General features: G+C 60.6%; 18 protein-coding genes. 7 read left to right on the top strand and 11 right to left on the bottom strand.

Translation table 11 applies throughout. The features are described 5' to 3' along the window. Positions 1–2 precede the first annotated feature (2 nt). Positions 3–311 (bottom strand): RcnB family protein, encoded by a 309-nt coding sequence (locus BLU63_RS24835; RefSeq protein WP_077749312.1) that lies wholly within the window; start codon positions 309–311, stop codon positions 3–5. Positions 312–516: 205 nt separating this feature from the next. Here BLU63_RS24835 and tcuC point away from each other — a divergent pair, with 205 nt between their 5' ends. Together tcuC and BLU63_RS24825 are read left to right on the top strand one after the other, a co-directional pair. After that, a complete protein-coding gene (tcuC, locus tag BLU63_RS24830; protein ID WP_083376496.1) occupies positions 517–1,809 on the top strand; it encodes an MFS transporter in 1,293 nt (430 codons plus the stop codon). 25 nt (positions 1,810–1,834) lie between these two features. Next, positions 1,835–2,611, top strand: a complete 777-nt coding sequence (locus BLU63_RS24825) for a substrate-binding domain-containing protein (protein WP_010455200.1) — start codon at positions 1,835–1,837, stop codon at positions 2,609–2,611. On the opposite strand, the gene BLU63_RS24820 is transcribed toward BLU63_RS24825, so the two are convergent. Next, positions 2,601–3,515 (bottom strand): LysR family transcriptional regulator, encoded by a 915-nt coding sequence (locus BLU63_RS24820; RefSeq protein ID WP_010455202.1) that lies wholly within the window; start codon positions 3,513–3,515, stop codon positions 2,601–2,603. The two genes, BLU63_RS24825 and BLU63_RS24820, sit on opposite strands and share 11 nt — an antisense overlap. Before the next feature lie 157 nt (positions 3,516–3,672). Here BLU63_RS24820 and BLU63_RS24815 point away from each other — a divergent pair, with 157 nt between their 5' ends. After that, entirely contained in the window at positions 3,673–5,484 is a 1,812-nt protein-coding gene (locus BLU63_RS24815; RefSeq protein WP_010455204.1) for a monovalent cation:proton antiporter-2 (CPA2) family protein, read from the top strand. 109 nt (positions 5,485–5,593) lie between these two features. On the opposite strand, the gene hcnC is transcribed toward BLU63_RS24815, so the two are convergent. The 5 genes from hcnC to BLU63_RS24790 all read right to left on the bottom strand — a co-directional run bounded on the left by hcnC (position 5,594) and on the right by BLU63_RS24790 (position 10,580). After that, on the bottom strand, positions 5,594–6,844 hold the full coding sequence (gene hcnC, locus BLU63_RS24810; protein WP_083376495.1) for a cyanide-forming glycine dehydrogenase subunit HcnC: 1,251 nt from the start codon (positions 6,842–6,844) through the stop codon (positions 5,594–5,596). Beyond that, positions 6,837–8,246 carry a cyanide-forming glycine dehydrogenase subunit HcnB gene (gene hcnB, locus BLU63_RS24805; protein WP_083376494.1) on the bottom strand — a complete coding sequence of 470 codons (1,410 nt, stop codon included), beginning with the start codon at positions 8,244–8,246 and terminating at the stop codon, positions 6,837–6,839. The genes hcnC and hcnB overlap by 8 nt, the downstream gene beginning before the upstream one ends. Further along, positions 8,243–8,557 (bottom strand): cyanide-forming glycine dehydrogenase subunit HcnA, encoded by a 315-nt coding sequence (hcnA, locus tag BLU63_RS24800; RefSeq protein ID WP_010455211.1) that lies wholly within the window; start codon positions 8,555–8,557, stop codon positions 8,243–8,245. Before hcnA ends, hcnB begins: the two co-directional genes overlap by 4 nt. 237 nt (positions 8,558–8,794) lie before the next feature. Next, on the bottom strand, positions 8,795–9,334 hold the full coding sequence (locus tag BLU63_RS24795) for a hypothetical protein (RefSeq protein WP_010455213.1): 540 nt from the start codon (positions 9,332–9,334) through the stop codon (positions 8,795–8,797). 304 nt (positions 9,335–9,638) lie between these two features. Further along, a complete protein-coding gene (locus tag BLU63_RS24790) occupies positions 9,639–10,580 on the bottom strand; it encodes a hypothetical protein (protein WP_010455215.1) in 942 nt (313 codons plus the stop codon). Between the two features lie 277 nt (positions 10,581–10,857). Here BLU63_RS24790 and BLU63_RS24785 point away from each other — a divergent pair, with 277 nt between their 5' ends. Continuing rightward, positions 10,858–11,541, top strand: a complete 684-nt coding sequence (locus tag BLU63_RS24785; RefSeq protein ID WP_010455216.1) for a response regulator transcription factor — start codon at positions 10,858–10,860, stop codon at positions 11,539–11,541. Then, entirely contained in the window at positions 11,519–12,913 is a 1,395-nt protein-coding gene (locus tag BLU63_RS24780; protein WP_077749319.1) for a sensor histidine kinase, read from the top strand. Before BLU63_RS24785 ends, BLU63_RS24780 begins: the two co-directional genes overlap by 23 nt. A gap of 136 nt (positions 12,914–13,049) precedes the next feature. Here BLU63_RS24780 and BLU63_RS24775 read toward each other — a convergent pair whose 3' ends face one another. From BLU63_RS24775 to BLU63_RS24765, 3 genes are read right to left on the bottom strand one after another with little or no spacing between them, the layout of a single operon-like run. Then, positions 13,050–13,460: an SRPBCC family protein gene (locus BLU63_RS24775; RefSeq protein ID WP_083376493.1), complete on the bottom strand. Its 411-nt coding sequence runs from the start codon at positions 13,458–13,460 to the stop codon at positions 13,050–13,052. Positions 13,461–13,486: 26 nt separating this feature from the next. Then, a complete protein-coding gene (locus BLU63_RS24770) occupies positions 13,487–14,284 on the bottom strand; it encodes an SDR family NAD(P)-dependent oxidoreductase (protein ID WP_010455223.1) in 798 nt (265 codons plus the stop codon). A gap of 11 nt (positions 14,285–14,295) precedes the next feature. Beyond that, the gene (locus BLU63_RS24765; protein ID WP_010455225.1) at positions 14,296–15,303 is read right to left on the bottom strand and encodes an aldo/keto reductase; all 1,008 of its coding nucleotides are present in this window, start codon (positions 15,301–15,303) and stop codon (positions 14,296–14,298) included. 118 nt (positions 15,304–15,421) lie between these two features. On the opposite strand from BLU63_RS24765, the gene BLU63_RS24760 reads away from it, so the two are divergent. Together BLU63_RS24760 and BLU63_RS24755 are read left to right on the top strand one after the other, a co-directional pair. Then, entirely contained in the window at positions 15,422–16,318 is an 897-nt protein-coding gene (locus tag BLU63_RS24760; protein WP_083376492.1) for a LysR substrate-binding domain-containing protein, read from the top strand. A 726-nt stretch (positions 16,319–17,044) separates the two neighbouring features. Next, positions 17,045–17,404 carry a DUF6124 family protein gene (locus BLU63_RS24755; RefSeq protein WP_083376491.1) on the top strand — a complete coding sequence of 120 codons (360 nt, stop codon included), beginning with the start codon at positions 17,045–17,047 and terminating at the stop codon, positions 17,402–17,404. A 132-nt stretch (positions 17,405–17,536) separates the two neighbouring features. Here the strand turns inward: BLU63_RS24755 and BLU63_RS24750 are convergent, their stop codons facing one another. Next, positions 17,537–20,794, bottom strand: coding sequence for an RCC1 domain-containing protein (locus BLU63_RS24750; RefSeq protein ID WP_083376490.1), 3,258 nt, complete (start codon positions 20,792–20,794; stop codon positions 17,537–17,539). Positions 20,795–21,048 lie beyond the last annotated feature (254 nt).

The raw sequence follows: 21,048 nt of genomic DNA, 5'->3' as shown, positions 1-21,048 counted from the left end.
ACCTAACGCTCAACCGGCGTAATGTCCACAATCGTGCCGTTGGTGATCATCACCATCATGTACTTGTCATTGATCTGCACCCACTGCGCCTGTTCCTTGGGTGCTTTCAGGCCTTTCGCCTTCCAGTTGCGCAGCGCTTTATCTGTGTGTTGATACATGTCCGGAGCGCGATCGCCGACCACCAGTTCGCGGGTGTTATTGACGCCGGGCTGGACGGTTTTTGCGGCGGGTTCATCCGCCTGAACGAGGGGGCTGATGCCGGCAACGCCAGCAGCGATAGCCAGGGCGGCGATGAGGGATTTGCTGTTCATGGGTGATCCTTGGTTGATGGCATACCCAACTCCGACTGTGTCCGCGGTGAATCATTCCGTTCGCACACATTGATCCGCTTCACGCATTAATGCATGCCAACAATGCACTTATCATATCGATCACCCTGCTCCACCATTCGCCTCAATAAGAACCGTGCACTGCGCCCAGGCAATGCACGTCATAAAAGCGGTGGAGTACAGGTCAATGACAACAGCAATCCCTTCCGGGCGCTCTCGCGCCGGAGCAATTTTCCGGGTCACTTCCGGCAACTTCCTAGAGCAGTTCGACTTCTTCCTTTTTGGCTTTTACGCCACGCAGATCGCCGCTGTCTTCTTTCCAGCCAGTAGCGAATTCGCCTCGCTGATGATGACCTTCGCGGTGTTTGGCGCAGGCTTCCTCATGCGTCCGTTGGGCGCGGTGGTGCTGGGTGCCTACATCGACGATGTGGGTCGGCGAAAAGGGTTGATTGTGACGCTGTCGATCATGGCCAGCGGCACGATATTGATTGTGTTGGTGCCCGGTTACGAATCCATCGGGCTGTTCGCACCGGCCATCGTCCTGATCGGCCGATTGCTGCAAGGCTTCTCGGCCGGTGCGGAAATGGGCGGGGTCTCGGTATACCTCTCGGAGATCGCCACGCCCGGCAACAAAGGCTTTTTCACCAGTTGGCAGTCGGCCAGTCAGCAAGTGGCAATTATTGTCGCAGCGGCATTGGGGTATGGACTGAATCAATGGATGGCGCCGGCCATGATTGCCGACTGGGGCTGGCGGATACCGTTTTTCGTTGGCTGCCTGATCGTGCCGTTCATTTTCTTTCTGCGGCGCAACCTGGAAGAAACCGAAGAATTCACCGCGCGCAAACACCGCCCGAGCATGGGCGATGTGTTCCGCACACTGGCGCAGAACTGGGTGATCGTCTTCGCCGGAATGATGATGGTCGCGCTGACCACGACCGCCTTTTACCTGATCACCGTGTACGCACCGACGTTCGGCAAAACCGTGCTGCACCTGAGCACGTCCGATGCGCTGCTGGTGACCTTGCTGGTGGGGGTGTCGAACTTCTTCTGGCTGCCCCTGGGCGGGGCCTTGTCCGATCGTATCGGACGACGTCCGGTGTTGATCGCCATGGCGTTGCTGACCCTTGCCACCGCGTATCCGGCGCTGACCTTCCTGGTCAACGCGCCGAGCTTCATGCACATGCTGCTGGTGTTGCTGTGGCTGTCGTTCATTTACGGTTTGTACAACGGCGCGATGATCGCTGCGCTGACGGAAATCATGCCGGTCGAGGTGCGGGTCGCCGGTTTCTCCCTGGCCTACAGCCTGGCCACGGCGGTATTCGGTGGTTTCACCCCGGCGATGTCGACCTTCCTGATTCAGTACACCGGCGACAAAGCCGCGCCCGGCTACTGGATGAGTTTCGCCGCGCTCTGCGCCTTGTGCGCGACGCTGTATCTCTACCGCCGCTCGACCGGTCGCCTGCAACCGGCGATGTCTTGAACCCGTCCTTTTCGAGAAGATGCCCATGAAGAAGCTATTTAACCTTGCAGCCCTGGCCTTGGCGGCCAGCCTTGGCCTGAGTGCTGTCGCCCAGGCCGAAGAGATTCGCGTGATGACCTCCGGTGGCTTTACCGCTGCCTACAAAATACTCGGCCCGAAGTTCGCAGCATCCACCGGTAACACGCTCGACACCGCCCTGGGGCCATCGATGGGCAAGGCACCGGAAGCGATCCCCAATCGCCTCGCTCGAGGTGAAAAGGCCGACGTGGTGATCATGGTCGGCTACGCCCTCGACGACCTGATCAAACAAGGCAAAGTGGACCCCGCTTCACGGGTGGAACTGGCAGATTCGCGGATCGGCCTGGTGGTGCGCGAAGGCGCGCCGAAGCCAGACATCAGCTCGGTGGACGGCTTGAAAAAGACCCTGCTTGATGCCCGGTCGGTGGCGTACTCCGACAGCGCCAGCGGCGTATACATCGAGAATCAACTGTTCAAGCGCCTGGGCATCGAAGATCAATTGAAACCTAAATCCACAATGATCCCGAAAATCCCGGTCGGCTCGGTGGTTGCCACGGGCGACTATCAGTTGGGATTCCAGCAAGTCAGTGAATTGCTGCCCGTGCCGGGGGTCAGTTTTGTAGCGAAGCTTCCGGAATCGGTGCAGTCGGTGACACGTTTTGCCGCCGGCATTCCAGTCGGCGCGCAACACCCCGCCGAAGCCAAGGCACTGCTCGACTATATGGCCTCTGCAGCCGCCCAGTCGGACGTGAAAGCAACCGGCCTGGATTCGGTCAGCCGCTGAGAACAGGTGGCTGCACTTTCATTTCCACCACTAGCCGTTCCAGCTCCAACGCCGCCGGGGTCAGGGTTCGCCCCCGGCGTTTGATCAGACCGACACTGCGCATCACTTGCGGATCGGTCAGCGGCACCCGTGTCAGGATCGGGTGATCGGCTGCCGGCATCGCCATCGACGGCACCGCGGCCACCCCTAATCCCGCCTCCACCAGCCCAATCATCGTCGTGACATGGCGGGTTTCGCAGATACTCGGCCGCTGCGGCACGATGCCGGTCAGTGCCTGGTCCAGCAAAAAACGATTGCCGGACGTCTTGTCCAGCGAGATGTAATCCTGCTGATAAAACTCATCCCAGGTCACGCTGCTACGGCCGGCCAACGGATGATCGCGCCGACAGGCCACCACGTAACTTTCTTGCACCAGCGGCTCGAACTCGACCTCGGCCTCCAGCGCGCCCATGAAACTCAGACCGAAATCCGCCTCACCGTTGACCACTGCGCTGAGCACGTCATGCGCGCTGGAGTCGAGTACCTTGACTTTGATCCGAGGGAATTGCCGGTGGTAATGGGCAATCACGCGCGGCATGAAGTAATAAGCCGCCGAGGGTACACAGGCGACCGTGACATGGCCGAGCCGGGTTGAAGCCACTTCACTGATGCCCAGCAACGCGACGTCGAGGTCATCGAGCAATCGCTCGACACTCGGCATAAACCCACGGCCGGCCTGGGTCAGGCTGACCTTGCGGGTGGTGCGCTCGAACAAGCGAACACCGAGGGCATCTTCGAGTTTTTCAATTCGCCGGCTCAGTGCTGGCTGGGAAATGCGCACGGTATCGGCCGCCTTGCGAAAGCTGCCCTGCTCGACCACGGCACGGAAGGCTTGCAGATCGTTGAGGTCGAAATTGATCGCCATGGTGTGCACTCGAGGGACGGACAGATTGATCAGCTTATCCTATGAATGTAACCAATTGATGCAAGTTGTAACAGCATGACTCCCGCTCTTTGCTGACGTGTGAAGTCCCAACCTTTATCCTGTCGCCCCCGCCGTACCGAGTAGCTGGAGTTTTGTCATGCCCCATGAAGGCAACCTTTTACAAGCCGCCGTTGTGTTCCTGTTCGCCGCGGTGCTCACCGTGCCCTTGGCCAAACGCCTGCAATTGGGGGCTGTGCTGGGTTATCTGTTTGCCGGTGTCATCATCGGTCCATCTGTGCTGGGATTAATCGGCAATCCACAAAGCGTCAGTCACATCTCCGAACTCGGCGTGGTGCTGCTGCTGTTCATCATCGGCCTGGAATTGTCGCCGCGTCGCTTGTGGGTGATGCGTAAATCGGTCTTTGGCGTGGGCCTGGCACAGGTGCTGTTGACCGGTTCGGTGATCGGCGTGCTGGCGCTGTTTGTCTTTGGCCAGCCGTTGAACAGCGCCATCGTCCTCGGCTTGGGGTTGGCGTTGTCATCTACCGCGTTTGGCCTGCAAAGCCTGGCCGAGCGCAAGGAACTGACCAGCCCTCACGGGCGTTTGGCGTTCGCGATTCTGCTGTTCCAGGACATTGCCGCGATCCCCTTGATTGCCATGGTGCCGCTGCTGGCGGGCGGTGATCACACCACCACGGCGACTGAGGATTTGAATCACGGTTTGCGGGTGTTGGGCAGCATCGCGGTGGTGGTGATCGGCGGGCGGTATCTGCTGCGTCCGGTGTTTCGCGTGGTGGCCAAGACCGGTTTGCCCGAGGTGTCTACCGCCACCGCGTTGCTGGTGGTGATCGGCACGGCGTGGCTGATGGACCTGGTCGGCGTGTCGATGGCGCTTGGGGCGTTCCTCGCCGGGTTGCTGCTGGCGGACTCTGAATACCGTCACGAACTGGAAGCGCAGATCGAACCGTTCAAGGGCCTGTTGCTGGGCCTGTTTTTCATCAGCGTCGGCATGGGCGCCAACCTGAGCCTGCTGCTCAGCGCGCCAATCACGGTGTTGGGCCTGACCCTGTTGCTGATCGCAATCAAACTGCCGCTGCTGTTTGTGGTGGGCCGATTGGCCGGCGGCTTGGGCAGGGTCAGTGCGATTCGCCTCGGCATCGTGCTCGCTGCCGGTGGTGAATTCGCGTTTGTGGTGTTCAAGATTGGCCGCGACCAGGGGTTGTTCGAGGCGCGTCTGTACGACTTGCTGGTGCTGACGATCACCCTGTCCATGGCGGTCACGCCGCTGCTGTTGCTGCTGTGCGCCCGCCTGTATTCGCCGAAGGTGCAGCCTGTGGTGGTGCCGGAGAAATTCCGCGACATCGACACCGACGCACCGCGTGTGGTGATCGCCGGCATGGGCCGGATGGGGCAGATCGTGGCGCGGATTCTGCGGGCACAAAACATCAAGTTCGTGGCGCTGGACACGTCCGTGGAAACCATCGAGCTGTCCCGCAGCTTCGGCGGCGTGCCGGTGTTCTACGGCGACCCGATGCGCCCGGAAATCCTCAGCGCGGCCAAGGTCGAGCAGGCGGAGTACTTTGTCATCGCCACCGATGACCCGGACACCAACATCAAGACCGCCGAGGTGGTGCACAAGCTCTATCCGCACATCAAGATCATCGCCCGGGCCCGTAACCGTCAGCACGTGCACCGGCTGGTGGACCTGGGCGCCGAGGCGATTCGTGAAACCTATTATTCGAGCCTGGAAATGAGCCGTCGCACCCTGGTCGGACTGGGGCTGACCCAGGCGCAGGCCGATGCGCGGATCAAGCGCTTCAAGCATCACGATGAACAGGTGCTGGAGGCTCAGCATGCGGTTTATGACGATGCCGCGAAGGTGCTGCAGACCGCCCAGGAAGCTCGGGCGGAACTGGCGCGGTTGTTTGAGGCGGATCAGATGGAGGAGCGGGAAGCGGGCAAGGCTTGAGTCATTGGGTGAGTCTTATGCCGCTTTCGCGGGCAAGCCTCGCTCCTACAAGGACACCAGACCTGTAGGAGCGAGGCTTGCCCGCGAAGAACGATAACGCGGTGTAATGTCAGGCCAACTTCTTCAACCCAACGCGCTCCTCGGCAAACCGATCCGCCAAAAACGGTGTGATATCCAGCGGCAGCGGTTCGTTGTTAACCAGTTTATCCAGCAGCACCCCGGTAATCGCCGACGTCAGAATCCCCGTGCGGAAATGCCCACAGGCATTCAGATAACCCTCCACCCCGTTCATCGGCCCGAGAATCGGCAACTCATCCGGCGACCCCGGCCGCAGCCCCGCCCAGGTCCGCTTGAGATTCACATCCGCCAGCTCGGGAAGACAGCGCACCGCCCCCTGCACCAGCCCGGCAATTTCCGGGTAGGTGGTGGTCACGTCGAAGCCTTTATCCTCCGTCGTGCTGCCAATCAGGATCTCGCCGTTGTCTTTCTGCGCCACATAACAATCGCTGGTGGTCAGGCAACCGTTGAGGATTTTCGGCAGGCGTTCGGTCAGCAGAATCTGCCCCTTCACCGGTTTCACCGGAATCCGGATACCGGTGGCCTGCTCACTCAAATCCGCCGCCCAGGCACCCGCTGCGTTGATCAGCGTGCTGCAGTGAAACACTCCGGCTTCGGCCGTCTGCACACCGCTGACGCGAGAACCCTGGTGCAAAACCCCGGTGACGTTGGTGTTGAAATACAGGTCCACGCCGTTCTGTCGGGCACCTTCGGTGTAGGCATCGGCCAGTCGGAATGGACTGACTTGATGGTCGCAGAGAAATTCCAGCGCCCCGCTCGCCTCATGGCTGACACTCGGCTCGGCCGCGCGCAGCGCCGCCTGGTCGAGCCAGCGCACCTGATCGGCCAAATGGGGAATGCAGGCTACGATGTGTTCGGCGTAGAGTCGGTCTTCCTCGTCGTAGATCACGAATTTCAGGCCGGTCTTTTCGAACTTGAAATCCATCCCGTGACGGTCTTTCAACTCGCGGTGCAGTGCCGGGTACATCGCGTTGGACTGCAAGGCGAAATCGAAGAACGACTGCGGCAGGATGTGCGGCGTGCTGGAATCCACCACCACCGCCGAACCCTGGGCTTCACGCTTGCGGTTGGCTGACATCATGCGAAAGAAAATTACCCCGCAGCCCAGTCCTACCGACTCGCCAATCGCCCACAAGCCACCGGCTGACGCGCGGGTAGCGTTGCCCGGGCGCTTGCAGTCGATCAAGGCGACTTTGAGGTTTTTGCGCTTGGATAACTGATAGGCGCAGGACGCCCCGATCACACCGCCACCAGCGATGACCACGTCATAGGACTTACTCATGATTCGCGGCCTCCGTGCCGACTGAGTGGAACGCAGAAAAGGGAATCGGATCGATAGGGAAACGCGGCCGCAACCAACCCACGTCCTGCCGACCGGTGACTTCGCGCAACCGGTCGGTGCAATAGCCGACGCACATCCGCCCCTGACAATCGCCCATGCTCACTCGGGTGCGCATTTTCAGGCTGGCCAGGTCTTGCACGCCTTGCTCCAGTGCCCGGTCGATGTCGGCGCGGGTCGCGTGTTCGCAACGGCAAATCACCGTATCGGCGGCCGGCAGCGCGGTTTGCCCGGCGCCGCGCTCGGTGTATCGGTCGACCGCCGCGCGAAAGCGCACGATGGCCTTGAGTTTCGACAAATAGCGATTGCGCCGTACCAGGGCCAGTTCCGCGTCCAGCACGTCCCGTTGCAGCAGGATCGATGTGGCCGCAATCCGTCCCGCGAGCATCGCCGCTTCGCCACCGCGAATGCCGCCCATGTCACCGGCCAGGTGCACGTGAGGCTCGCTGCTTTGCTGCCAGATATTGGCACTGGCACGCAGATAACCGTCGTCGCTGTACCCGTGGTTCAGACCCATCTGCTGACTGAGTTGGGTGCGCGGGATAAAACCGTAGCCAACCGCCAGCGTTTGCGCAGCAATCTGCTCGGCACGGGTCAGGTCCGGCACCCAGGTGCTGGAATATGGCGCCACGGTCACGGCATTCAGCTCTCCTTCGCCCTGCGCCGCCACCACGCCCCAGCCGTAATGCATGGGGATGCCATGCAGCTTGAGGAACGCGAGCATGCTCAAGCCATCGAGGAACAACTGCGGCTTGTTCAGCAGTGACAGGCTTTCCCGAGCGATCTTGCCGAACGCGCTGGCCTCGTAAACACCCGCGACGGTCACACCGCACGCGTGCAGCTGACAGGCCACCAACGGCAATAAAGGGCCGGTGCCGGCAATCACCACGGGGCCTTGAGGCTTGACCACCCCGCTCTTGATCTGCAATTGCAGGCCGCCCAGCAGGATCACCCCGGGCAAGGTCCAGCCAGGGAACGGCACGCTGCGTTCATGGCAACCGGCGGCGAGCAGCAATTGCGGGTAGTCGACTTTCTGTAACTGCTCCTCGCTGTCCAGCACCACCAACGCGCGCGTGCCTTCGGCACCGATCACGCGGTGATTCAGGCGCACCTCCATCAGCGCTGCGTGCGCCTGGAACTCGCCATGCAAGGTGGCCAGCGCCTCCGAGTACCGCGGCCCCAGATAGTCCAGTTGCACGCCATCGCGCAACGGTCCGCGATAGACCACCCCGCCCAGCCGCGAAGCTTCTTCAAGCAACGTGCAACGCACGCCGTGCCGGGCCAGTTCAATGGCCGCCGCCATCCCTGCCGGCCCACCGCCGACGATCACTGGAAGCAGGCTCATACACCCTCCTGCTCAACGATGCGGTTGACTTGGGTTTCGACCCGCATGCCGTCACGCACCACGGTCTGACAGGCGCGACGTTTGTGCCGACCATTGATTTTCACCAGGCAGCATTGGCACACGCCCATGCCGCAATAGGCGCCGCTGATTTGGTCGTGATCGTTACGGGCCACCTGGCGCAGGCCAAGGGATTGAATGACCGAGAGGACGGTTTCACCGAGGGCGGCGCTGACCGGTTGGCCGTTGATATGCACAGTCATATCCGCGCGCGGTAGCGGCTGGATATCAAACATTCTGTCTAGGCGAGGCATTGCGATGTTCTTCCATGAGAGTTCAGGTGAGGTTCCACAGCTCCTTGCTGCACTAAACCTTGCGGGCCAACGACTCGGTAAAAGGCTCGCACCGGTACTTCGACAGCGCAACAGGGTGCGCGTCAAAGCAATGTAGTCGAAGCCACAGAAGGGGCTTGGATCTTTTACGGTAGGAGATATCGCAGAAGAGAATATTGATCCAGGCCAGTGAAAGACTCCGCCCCCCCAGCCTGCCGATCAGTTAGAGAAAACGTACTGACCCTTGACCTTTTTCGATCCCACGAAGCCCAGGTCCGGGAACAACAGGTTTTTTACCAAGGCGACGAAGAACACCATGCCCAGGGTGATAACGACGCCGACCACGGTCATCACCGGGTCTTCTTCATATCCCTTGAACATCCGCGAAATCTGGCTGACGGTCAGAATCACGTAAATGGTGTAGGCCTGTGCCACGTTTTTGTAGAAGCCCCAGGCAAACGCCAGCGGTACCAACACCGCAAACAGGGTGAAAAACACGACCGCACCAGAACCGATCATCGCGCCCAGGTAAAACCCGGACACCGCACCCAGCAAGGCCTGTACGCAGGTCAGCGCGATCAGAAGGGTGACCTTGCGTGAATGCTTTTCCCGCAGTGCCGGATCGGGCCGGGCGCCAATCCAGTAAGCCAGCACCCGATCCTTGACCGCCCCACCGGAGAACGCCTTGAACGTCTCGGTTTTGGAGCGCCCGGCGTCGAGCATCGCCACCAGTTGCCGCTTGATTTCCTTTTTGTCCAACGTACTTCTCCCCTTCTTGAGTCAATGCAAAATAAAGGTGGGAGCGAGCCTGCTCGCGAAAGCGGTGCATCAGGCGACATCCTCATCGACTGAAAGTCCGCTATCGCGAGCAGGCTCGCTCCCACAGTGGGGCATCTTCGCTTTATTGGCCGCCAGAAAGCAAAACGCCGCTTCCACCCGAGGCGGAAGCGGCAGAGGCATGAGCCTCAGTCAATCAATGCATGAACAGGGCGATCAGGATGATGATCGGGATGGGCACGCCAAGAAAAAACAGTAGTAATGAGCGCATGGTAATTCTCCTGGGTTAGCGAACAGGTGGCACGGAAGTGGTGGTCACGTAGGTGTCGGTTTCCAGATACACCACGGCATCCCGACGACGGCCGCCGAAGGTCGCGGCAAGGCTGGCAAAAAACGCACCGATCAGCAGTGCAATGAACATCCACAGCGAGGTCCAGGCAGCGACTTTGGCGGCAGTGTCAGCCGCTTGTTGCGCAGCGAGCTTGGCGTCGGCCACGGCTTTCTGGGTGCGGGCGTAGACTTCATCGACACGGCGTTCGGCATCGGCCTGGGTCAGGTTGGTGCGCTGGGCGACCAATTGCGCCAGGTAAGTCCGGTCTTCGGCGGACAGCTGACCGTCATTGCTCAGGGAGCGAACGAAGATGCGAGTCACGGTGCTGCGGGCGGCGTCATCGCTGACGGCAGCCGGACGATCATCGCGGAACAGACTGTCAACGAAATAGCCGTACTGGTCACTGTCGGTATTACCCGCCGCGGTGCCCGCCGCCTGAGTCGCAACGCTGGCAGCGCCACCGACCACACTCGCCCCGGCTTGCACGCCGCCGCTGACAATGCTGCTGACCGAACCGACGACCAGTGTCGCGGTGACCAGCGTGGCCACGCACCAGGCCAGGAAGCCATGGGCTGTGTCACGGAAATAGACTTCATCGCCGTGCATGTTGGCCCACTTCACCCGCAAGCGACCGGCAATATAGCCACCGAGTCCGGATGCGACGATTTGCGTAGCGGCCAGCCAGATGATCGTCGAGATCCCCAGGCCTTTGGCACTCACGCCTTCATTGGCCCAGGGTGAAACAGCCGAGAATCCCAGACCAAATCCCAGCAGCACCAGAATCAGCGACAACGCCGCCGCTGCAGCGGCACCGGCAAAGATCGCGCCCCAGGACACACCCGATAGCGTGCTTGATTCTTCGTAGGCGGGATAGAAACCATCAGAGGATCTATTCATTGTTTTATCGCTCCAGGCAGAAAGATGGTGTTACAACTCTTCGAAGAAGGAAGTGCAGTCACCGTGCCAGTCGCCAACTTTAAATAAATCGTTTTATTTCAATGATTTATAAATTTTGAACTTCCAATCCCGTTGCATTTTGCAAGGATGGCTGGATAGCAGCGGGTTTTATGCATTGATCAAAAGCGAGCTCGCATGAAGTTTTATTTAGAAAGCCGGCGGTCATTTCTTGGCAAAATGCCGCTCTATGTTGAGCACCTCTAATCAGGCAGGCCCCATGACCCGCATCTTGACCATCGAAGACGACGCCGTGACCGCCCGGGAAATCGTCGCCGAACTCAGTAGCCACGGCCTCGACGTCGATTGGGTCAACAACGGCCGCGAAGGCCTGGAACGTGCGGTCAGCGGCAACTACGACCTGATCACCCTCGACCGCATGTTGCCGGAGCTCGATGGCCTGGCCATTGTCACCACGCTGCGGACCATGGGCGTGGCCACGCCGATCCTGATGATCAGCGCCCTCTCCGACGTCGATGAACGAGTGCGCGGCTTGCGCGCCGGCGGGGACGATTACCTGACCAAGCCGTTTGCCACCGATGAAATGGCCGCCCGGGTTGAAGTCCTGTTGCGTCGCCAGAACACGGTCACGGCCCAGGCAACCACGCTGCGGGTGGCCGATCTTGAGCTGAACCTGATCAGCCACGAAGCCAGCCGCGACGATCAACTGCTGACGCTGTTGCCCACCGAGTACAAGTTGCTGGAATTCCTGATGCGCAACACCGGGCAGATTCTGTCGCGGATGATGATTTTCGAAGAAGTCTGGGGGTATCACTTCGACCCCGGCACCAACCTCATCGATGTGCACATCGGCCGGCTGCGCAAGAAGATCGACCCGCCTGGCAAAGTCCCACTGATTCGGACCGTGCGAGGCTCGGGTTATGTCATTGCTGAACCCCTCTAACGGCTGGCGCTCATCCAGCAGCCGCTTGCTCGCGCTCTACAGTTCACTGTTCGTGATCTGGAGCGGGATTCTGATGGGGGTCATGTACTACGAGGTGTCCGCGTACCTGGACAATCTGGCCAAACACTCGCTGATGCAGCGCCAGCACCTGTTTTCGCACTTTCAAGGCGAACAATTGGCCGACGCCCTCGCCGTCAGCATGACCTTCGACATTCGCGGCATCGACGCCTACGGCCTGTTCGATTCGCAGCACCGTTACCTCAGCGGTGCCCTGCGGCACATGCCCGAAGGCTTGCCGCTGGATGGCAAGATCCACATGCTCGGCGACTGCGCCGAGTCTGACGACCCCAGCCTGCCCACCGACAGTTGCGACGCGGTCGCGACCCAGACCAAGGACGGTCGCTGGCTGGTGCTGGTTCGCGATAACGGTTCGTTGTTTGCCGTGACCCGGATCATTCTGCACGCGTTGCTCTGGGGCGTGACGCTGACCATTTTGCCCGGCATCGCCGGTTGGCACCTGTTGAGGCGGCGTCCGCTGCGGCGGATTCGTGCAATTCAGGCCAGCGCCGAGGCCATCGTCGCCGGCGACCTGACCCGGCGTTTGCCACTGTCCAATCGCCGCGATGAGCTGGACATGCTCGCGGCCATCGTCAACGCCATGCTCGAACGCATCGAACGCTTGATGAACGAGGTCAAGGGCGTGTGCGACAACATCGCCCATGACCTGCGCACACCGCTGACACGCTTGCGGGCGCAGCTGTATCGAATCCAGCAGCAGGCGGATGACGGCTCGACGCTGGCCGTGCAGCTGGACTCGGTGCTCGGTGAAGCCGATACCTTGATGGCGCGGTTTCGTGGATTGCTGCGGATTTCCGAACTGGAGGACCGCCAGCGGCGTTCCGGTTTTGTACAGCTGGATCCGGTGCCGTTGTTGCAGGAGCTGCATGATTTTTACCTGCCGCTGGCGGAGGAAGGCGAGCTGCTGTTCAAGCTGCAATTGCCTGCGTCACTGCCAATGTTGAACGGCGATCGGGCGCTGTTGTTTGAAGCCGTGGCGAACCTGCTGAGCAACTCGATCAAATTTACCCCGCCCGGTGGCGAGGTGATTTTGCGCGGGGTCAATGACGCTGGGCACACGCGAATCGAAGTGCTCGACTCAGGGCCGGGTATCCCGGAAAGCGAACGCGAAGCGGTGTTCCAGCGCTTTTACCGTGCCGAGAGTGGGAATCAGAAAAGCGGGTTCGGGTTGGGGCTTTCGATCGTCGCGGCGATTGTCAGCCTGCATGGGTTTGCGCTTGAAGTGGGCACCAGTGAACTGGGCGGTGCGCGGTTGGTGCTCGATTGCGGCCACGATCTGATTCCCCAGACCTGACCCGGTCTCCCTGAACGAACACATCCCCCTGTAGGAGTGAGCCTGCTCGCGATAGCGGTCTATCAGTCAATCTCTATGTTGAAGCTGAAGACGTCATCGCGAGCAGGCTCACTCCTACAGGGGATTTATGGTGTTTTCAGGCTGGGTAGTTCGCCCGCAGGGCTTCAAGACCGCCCTGATAGATCCCGGCAAACAACGCCTCAACCTCTGTTTCACTGACACCGTCGGGCGTAAAGCGACCCGACCATGTCACCCGAGCCCCCTGCCCCTGAGCCTCGACCTTGATCGTCGCCAGGTACTCGGTCGCCGGAAACGGTGCATGCAAAATCGAGTAGCTGTAAGTCTTCCCGGTGTTATCAAACGTCTCCAACCGCTCAACTACCTTCGCCCCATCCGCCGTTTGCAGGCTGCGCACCCGCCCGCCTTCACTCAGTTCGCTTTTCGGGATAAACGGCAGCCAGTCCGGCAGCGTGTCGAAACCGCCAATCAATTGCCACACCTCATCGGCCGAAGCCGGAATGTCGATAAATGCTGATGCCTTTGCCATGTAATCCTCTCTCTCAATCAATAAATTCAGATGGCCATGCTGTCGACGACACCGCCGTCGACCCGCAATGCCGCGCCCGTCGTGGCCGAGGATAGCGGCGAGGCGATGTAGGCCACCAGGTTCGCGACTTCTTCGACATTCGCCACACGCTGGATGATCGAGGTCGGCCGGGCCTTGCGCACAAACGCATCGGCTTCTTCCCGGACACTACGCCCCGATTCGGCGGTTGCCTCCTTGAGCATCTGCTCCAGGCCATCGGTCAATGTCGGGCCGGGCAGGATCGCATTGACCGTCACGCCAGTGCCCGCCAGCCGCTTGGCCAGGCCGTGGGACACCGCGAGGTTGGCGCTTTTGGTCACGCCATAATTAAGCATGTCGGCGGGGATGGCGATCCCGGATTCCGAGGACAGGAAAATCACCCGGCCCCAGCCCTGCTTGACCATGTCCGGCACGTAATGCCGGGACAGGCGCACGCCGGAGATCACGTTAACCTCATAAAAGCGCGTCCACTCGCTGTCCGGCGTGTCGAAAAAATCCACCTCGTTGAAGATCCCGAGGTTGTTCACCAGGATGTCCGTGCGCGGTTCGGCGGCGAACAGCTTTTCGGCACCGTCGGCGGTGCCGAGGTCAGCGGTCAGGCCACGCAATTGCGCGCCCGGCACGCTCTGGCGAATGCTCGCCAGCGCCTGCTCGACCTTGGCCGTCTCGCGGCCGATCACCACCACTGTGGCGCCGGATTCGGCCAGCGCCTTGCTGATGCCCAGGCCAATGCCGGCGGTGCTGCCGCTGACAATGGCGAGTTTTCCAGTCAGATCGATTTTCATGCTCAAACTCCTCAGAGGGGCAATGGCGCGCGTTCGCTCACCAGTTTCGCGTCACGCATCGCCTGCCAGAATGCAGCGGGGATCACGGCCGACAGTGCCGCAACATCTTCGGCAATCCGGTCCGGACGGCTGGAGCCCGGAATCACCGCAGCCACGGCAGGGTTAGCCAGTGAGAACTGCAGCGCAGCGGCCTTGATGTCGACACCGTGGGCCGCCGCGATGCGTTTGATCTGCTCCACTTTGTCGACGATCGCCGGGCTGGCTTTCTGGTATTCGAAATGGGTTCCACCGGCCAGAATGCCCGAGCTGTAGGGGCCGCCGACCACGATTTCGACGTTCTGCGCCAAGGCCGCGTCCATCAGACGTTGCAAGGCCCGGTCGTGGTCGAGAAGAGTGTAGCGACCCGCCAGCAGAAAACCGTCCGGTTGGGCTTCGGTCAGATCAAGGGTCAGCTCGCAAGGTTCGACCTTGTTCACGCCCAGGCCCCAACCCTTGATCACGCCTTCTTCACGCAAACGAGTCAGCACTTTGAACGCGCCGGTGCGGGCCTGGTTGAAGTATTCCAGCCACTGGTCGCCGTAAAAATCCTGGGCGATGTCATGCACCCAGACGATGTCCAGGCGATCGGTTTGCAGGCGCTTGAGGCTGTCTTCGATGGAGCGCATTGTGGCGTCGGCGCTGTAGTCGTTGACGATTTTGTTCGGGCGGCCGTGTTCGAACACCCCGCTCTTTTCGCCCAAGTCACGGGCCGATGCATCTTCGACTTCATCGAGGATGACCCGGCCGACTTTGCTGCTCAGCACGTAGTCGTCGCGGTTGTATTGGGCCAGTGCAGCACCCAGGCGAATCTCCGACAGGCCCGAACCGTAAAACGGCGCGGTGTCGAAGTAGCGAACGCCGGCATCCCAGGCCGCGTGAACGGTGGCCTGCGCCTCGTCTTCAGGAATGGCGCGGAACATGTTGCCCAACGGGGCCGTGCCGAAACCCAGCGCGCCGGGCAGTTTGTCTTTCAAGCTCATGGTTCAAATCCTCGTCAGTTTCAGAGGTCAGCTGAGTGACCGTTGGGCAGATCCTAGATTGCGATGATCGGACCGTCCAAGACATAATGCGCAGCACTTGAGTCCCTATAGGTCTTACATGATCGACATCCGCCAATTGCGCTACTTCGTCGCCGTCGCCGAAGAAGAACACGTCGGTCGCGCCGCCGAACGCTTGCACATCTCCCAATCACCCTTGAGCCGGCAGATCGCCCAGCTTGAAGAACGCCTGGGCCTGACCCTGTTCGAGCGCAGCCAGCAGCGCATCCGCCTGACCCGCGACGGCCAGACCTTCCTCGCCGAAACCCGCGCCCTCCTGACCCATGCCAGCCGCCTCGAATCCCTGGGCAAACGCCTCGGTCGCGGCGAAGAAGGCGGCCTGTGCATCGGCTATATCGAAAACGCCATGCACGCTGGCGTGCTGCCCAATGCCCTGCGGGTGCTGCGCGTCGACCGGCCGAACGTGCACGTTGCGTTGTACAACCTGAGTTCCGCCGAACAACTCGAAGGCCTGCGCCAGCGTAGTCTGGATATCGCCCTGGTCAGTGAACCGCCCGTCGCCGACGACCCGGACCTGCTGGGGTTTCAAGTGCTGGACGACCCGATGCTACTGGCCCTGCCCGAACACCATCCCCTCGCCCACCAGGCCACACTGACCCCGGCCGACCTGGCCAATCAGGAATGGATCGGCGTGCAACACCGACAGAACTGCGCCAGCCGCGAAGACTTCGTCAGCGCCTGCATCCGCGCCGGTTTCACCCCGGACATCCGCATGGAAGCCACCGAGCCCTTCACTGCGCTGGGGCTGGTGGCGTCGGGGCTGGGCATTGCGATGATTCAGAAAGGCTTGAGCCGCAATGCGCCGCCGGGTGTGGTGCTGCGGGAAGTGCCGTGGATTTCGTTTACCACGCCCTTGTGGGCGGCGTGGCACCGGATCAATTTGCGGCCGCTGGTGGAGACGTTCAGGAAGGTGCTGACCGAGCCGGGCCCGCATTGATCGTTCCCGCGTCGAGGCGTCGAACCGTCCGCGTGGGAATGCAGCCCGGGACGCTCTGCGTCCCTTTCAAACGCGGGAACGCGGAGCGTCCCTGGAGGTATTCCCACGCAGAGCATGGGAACGATCAAAAATATGTGTCGGGGCGGCTGGCCTCATCGCGAGCAGGCTCGCGCCTACATCTGGAACGCATACCCCTGTGGGAGCGAGCCTGCTCGCGATGAGGCCGGCCCAAATACCGCAGAACCAACAGATGAGATTTGCTCAATCGGCCCTGCGGTTTTTTGCTTTGACCCACAGATGGAGTGCCGGTGACCTCTCAATCTGTGCAACCCACAAAGCTGGGTGGATGAATTGATGCTGTCGCGCGCGTCTGTTTAAGCCTGAAACGGCGTCTGTTTAAAAACTCTCGCAGATACGTCCTGAAAGCTACAAAACCTTGCGCCGTTGCCTACGGCTGCGCCAGAATCCGCCGGCTTGTGCGCCTTGGGGCCGCTCGGTAACTTGATTCCCGTCACTGCTCATCAGTGATCGGGTTTAGTCGCCCGTGGTTTCTAGCGTGCACAAACGCTATCAGTCAGGCATTTTCTGCCTGCACTCGATGGTAGCTGTGCGCAGGGCGCCCTCGGGCGCGCCGGTTGCTAGATCCCCGGTCGACTAACCTGCGTATAGCTGCCTCCCTCTCGTTTAGTCGCAAGATGGGTGGCGCTCCTTATCAGGATCTAGCTTATGTTCAAAGTAACGCCCAACCCACCGGACACCGATCCGGTCTCCCCCTACGAACCCGATTCAAAAAAGCTCAACGAAGCCGCCGAGCGCGCCCTCGACTTCCACTTCCCATCGAACGCCGACATCAAAGCCACCCCACGCACACGCAGCACTCTGTTCTCCGTAGACCCCGAGGCCACGGCCGAAACCCTGGCGGTTTATCTGGTCGAAATACTCGCCTCGGTCGACGTGATGGTCCATCAGTTGGTGGATCACCTGGAGGGAGAGACGCGCTACGCCCTGCTGGGGATTTCCAACAGCATCATGATGGCGGAGATCACGGCGAACCGGGTGTTGGATAAGATCGATCTGCCCATATAAGTGCCGCTCTGCGGTGAGTGAATAACTGACGTTGAATTGTGCAGCGGTCCCATTTTCCTGGGGCCGCTTCGCGGCACAGCGGACAGATAAATAGATCTGTCCCCTTTTTAATGTAGTCAATCGATCCGTCCCTTAAACACTCACTCCACGCGAAACTGCACTTACCTGATAGGAAACCTGACCGACCAACTGGTCTTGCACTGCACTGCTGTCGCCTCCTTGTCCCGGGTTACCCCAGGTTACAACGCGACCATCGGAGGTCAGGGCGGCGAACGCCTCGTAGCTGGAGTATAAGGCTTGTACATTGATCAGTTGGTCCTCAACCGCTGACGTATCCCCCCCCATACCCGGCTTGCCCCAAGCTACGACGGTACCATTCTTACGCAAGGCTGCGAACGCTTCCCCCGTGCCGGCCACTTGCACAATGTCGTTCAGCAGCGCGATGTCGGCAGGCACCCCGCCGCCCATTTTTCCGTCTCCCCACGCCACTACATGGCCGTTGGCACGACGAGCAGCGAATGCTGATGCTGTCGAGCTCACGTCGACAATATCCTTCAATTCCGCGAACTCTGGGCTGATAGTGCCACCACTTGATGGTTGGCCCCAAGCCACCCATTGGCCTGTAGCGCGCTTCGCTATAAACGCGTCATCATTACAACGCAGCTCGATGATATCGTTCAATGCAGCAATCGGTGCTGGCAGGTCTCCACCAAACTCGCCCCTGCCCCAAGCGACGAGACGGCCGTTGGCGCGAAGGGCCGCAAAGGCCTGATTGGCACCGACGATCATGTTGATATCGGTAAGCAGGGCAATGTCCGTCGGCAGGTTTCCACCCCGATGGGGATCCCCCCAAGCCACCACCTGCCCGGTGGTCCGTTGCGCGGCAAATGCGAAGCCACTGACAACGATCCGCACAATGTCCCTGAGTGCCGCGATTGCAGTAGGCACAGCGCCGCCCCCAATGTCATACCCCCAGGCAACCACCTGATTCGCATTCTTTAAACCGGCAAACGCCGCTGAGTTACCAACAACCCGAACAAAGTCCGAAGGCACAACACTGCCCATGTCCCCACCACTACTTGCGGCCCCCCACACCACCACCGCTCCATGGGTTCGGCGGGCAGCGTAAGCGGAGTAAGTGCTACTGACTTCAACAATGTCTTTCAGGGGGATAATGGCCGGGGGAATCGTCCCACCCCGATCAGCGTTGCCCCAAGCGATCACGTCACCCCCGTCACGATGCGCGACGAAGGAGTGTCCGTTGCCGATAATATTTGCCGGATTGAGGGTGATCTGTTTGTCGGAGGAACGAACCTGTAAAGGTTCCTGTGGCGTTGTATCGGTCCAGGTGGTGGCAGTTGTCCACTCAGTGTCTGTGGCATATTTCCACTGCGCCTCTATGGGTTGCTCGGTAGTGGCATCGAACGCGCTCAATACACGAGAAGCGCCTATATGCCCATACGAATGGCAATTGAAGCGCGCCCCCATGACCTTCAGGTTGCCTGAGCCAATCGCCTGGCCAACCCCAAATTCCAGCACATTCGAATAACTCGTCTCGTTCGTCGCCGCCCGCCAGATCCGGTAACTCACCGTCACCTTCTTGCCGCGATTCGGCTCGATGTGTTCGGCGACAAACGTGGCGTTGAGGGTGAAATTCACATCCTTGTCTTTGGACAGCCCGTTGAGGGTGACGGAGTCTTCCGTGGTACCCGTGACTTCACCCGTCCAGGTGTAGGTCACGATGTCACCGGATTGGGTCGGTTTGACGGTCGGCCTTGGCGCGGTCAGTTTGCCGATGCCGCCGGGCAGGTCCCCGGGCTCCAGCGCTCCGTCCTGTTCACCGAGGACGATGGGTTTGACCAGTTCGAGTTGCGGCTCGCCCACCTGTAGCAGCGCCGCATGCAGCGATTCGCGGCGGATGACTTCACCGTTCGGGCCTTCGCGGAGCAGGTAGTACGACAGCTCCAGCGTGCCGCCTTCCAGGGTTTTCAGGTGCCTGCCGTCCACCGCGATGAAGAAATCTTGCTGGGCTTCGATCTCTTCCCAGGTTGGAAAATACCAATCCAGCTCAGGGGTGTAGCTGCCGGTATCCGGGCGGGTGCCGGCCCAGATGAGGTCGATGGCCATGCCCTGCTGCATGATCGGATCGAACGGAATCCGCACGCGGGGGTAAGGCAGGTCCGGATCAATCGCGCCGTTTTGTTCATCTTCGGCCTTGGGCGCGGCCAGGTGTTTCGGTTCGCCGATGAAGGTGACAAATTGCCCCTTGGACGGCAGGGGGTCGGTCACGCCCGGGCGCTCTACGCGATAGGAAAAAGTCACCTGGGTTTTGGCCAGTTGGCGCACGTCGGCGTTGGACAGGATGACTTTGTAAGTATGCGGCAGGTTGTCGACCGTCTGGGCCGGCGCGATGACTTCCACGGCCTCGTTGTCCACGGTGGTGCCGCGCATCTTCAGGATGATGCGGTCGTCCTGCTCGAACGCCGGCGCTTTGGCCCAGACCTCGCCCGTGATGTCATCTTCGCCCAGCGCATCGAGGTCGAGAACGTTGTTCACGGCCTCCTGGACGACCGGTGCGTCCAGAAAATCGACGCCGGTCATGACCACCAGCCGCGTGGCCTTGCACCAGTCTTCCGAAAAATTGTGCACCACATCGCGCACGCGGAAGGTGACCGCCAGCCCGGAGATGTCGGTGTCGCCCGCGGCCAGGATGGTGGCTTCGTCGACGTGGATCACGATCGGGTGAGTGGCCGGGTCGCTGATCTGCTCGGCAGTCAGCGGCGCGGATTCCACGAGCACACCGCCCCAGCTCAGCACCATGACATCGCCCACCGCCGCATCCGGATAAGGCACGCCGGTCCCGGACTCGGCCCGAATGATGATGTCCACCCCGGCCGCGGCGATCTCCTTGTCGACGATGTTCTCGACGATGGCCGGATCGATGAACAGGTACAGGTTCGAGTGGCTGCCTTCTTCCGGGTTAAGGTCCTGGCCCGCAGGAATCTCCAGCTTGGCGTAGAGCTTGAGCGCCGGCGTAAACGTCTCGGCGCCCTGATTGAAACGGGTCACCCGGTACGCCAGCGTGTGCGCCCCGGTCAGCCAATGCCTGGGCTCGACCCACAAGGTCACTCGCTGACCGACTTCGGCGTCGTCGGTGATGATGTGCTGATTGACCACCTGGCCGTTGAACTGCAGCTCGACCTTGTCGCCTTTGCCCATGCTTGACCAGGCCGGGACGTAGACCTTGAGCCCGCTGATGGGGAAGTTGTCCAGGGCGGCGGCACGGTTGATTGCCCAGACGTCAGTGGAAGAGTCCAGTAGACGGGCACCGGGGATTTCTGGTTCACGCAGCAGCCTGGAAACGGGGTGACGGACGGGTTGCACGAGCATGGGGAGACTCCTGTCGAGGGGGGATGTGCGACGGAGTCATTTAAGGTGTTAGAAAGGGCGGTTGGCTACTGTCAGAAATAACAGGTTGGGTATGTTTCCAGATGAATGGCAGTCATCCCCTTGGGCAGTATCTATCCGGATTACGCGGCGCCAAACAGACAAATGACTATACCCCCCGCTCCTTACTGTCATCGACGGTCACCGTCGCATCGCTCGGGTTTGATGCTTTACTGAAAAGACCCTGAACCCCAGCG

The organism is Pseudomonas mandelii, from assembly GCF_900106065.1.
GTDB classification, from domain to species: domain Bacteria; phylum Pseudomonadota; class Gammaproteobacteria; order Pseudomonadales; family Pseudomonadaceae; genus Aquipseudomonas; species Aquipseudomonas mandelii.
This window is presented reverse-complemented; position numbering and strand designations above follow the sequence as displayed.